The following is a 768-nucleotide window of genomic DNA, read 5'->3' as shown; positions in this document are numbered from 1 at the left end:
AGCTCGTTTGCCAGCTCCCCGTAGCTTTTCGCAGGCTACCGCGTCCTTCATCGCCTGTGATCGCCAAGGCATCCACCACATGCACTTGTTCGCTTGACCCTATAACGAGTCTGTCTCATCTTTCGACGCTACAGTCGCTACAGGTTGAGTTCTCGCGTTGTGCCGTATTCCAAAATCGAGCCGAACAATGAAGTTCGAATCATCTTGAGATACATCGATACAATCACAACCCGGATAACTTCCACGCCCATCTCAAGACGCTTCCGCTATCCAAATTACTTACTTCTTCCAGATTGTTAAAGAACGACAGCCGATACTTTCGTACCGCTCTGACTGGCTCAATCGCCAATGACAAAGACTCGAACAATCATCATTCGAATGTTTGTCATTGAGGATTGGTGGAGGCAGACGGGATCGAACCGACGACCCCCTGCTTGCAAAGCAGGTGCTCTCCCAGCTGAGCTATGCCCCCATGAGTACAGATAACCTCAGGTACCTACCGCCAGACAAGACAATGGTGGGTCTGGTTGGATTCGAACCAACGACCCCCGCCTTATCAAGACGGTGCTCTAACCGACTGAGCTACAGACCCCTGAGTCTGTCTTTAAATTTACAGCCGATAAGCGTGAGCGCTCAACTTGGCGAGAAGCTCTGGAAAGGAGGTGATCCAGCCGCACCTTCCGATACGGCTACCTTGTTACGACTTCACCCCAGTCATGAATCCTACCGTGGTGACCGTCCTCCTTGCGGTTAGACTAGCCACTTCTG

2 tRNA genes and 2 rRNA genes are annotated in these 768 nt (G+C 51.6%); all 4 read right to left on the bottom strand.

What is annotated here, in order from left to right:
• Positions 1-99 (bottom strand): 23S ribosomal RNA (locus G3N64_RS39330); the annotation flags it as partial.
• 297 nt (positions 100-396) lie between these two features.
• Positions 397-472 (bottom strand) — tRNA-Ala (locus G3N64_RS39325).
• 43 nt (positions 473-515) lie between these two features.
• Positions 516-592 (bottom strand) — tRNA-Ile (locus G3N64_RS39320).
• 63 nt (positions 593-655) lie between these two features.
• A 16S ribosomal RNA gene (locus G3N64_RS39315) occupies positions 656-768 on the bottom strand; the annotation flags it as partial.

The sequence above is a fragment of the Burkholderia sp. Ac-20344 genome (genome assembly GCF_017104975.1).
In the GTDB taxonomy this organism is placed as follows: Bacteria; Pseudomonadota; Gammaproteobacteria; order Burkholderiales; family Burkholderiaceae; genus Burkholderia.
The sequence above is the reverse complement of the archived record's forward strand: the minus strand, read 5'-3'. Positions and strand labels throughout refer to the sequence as shown.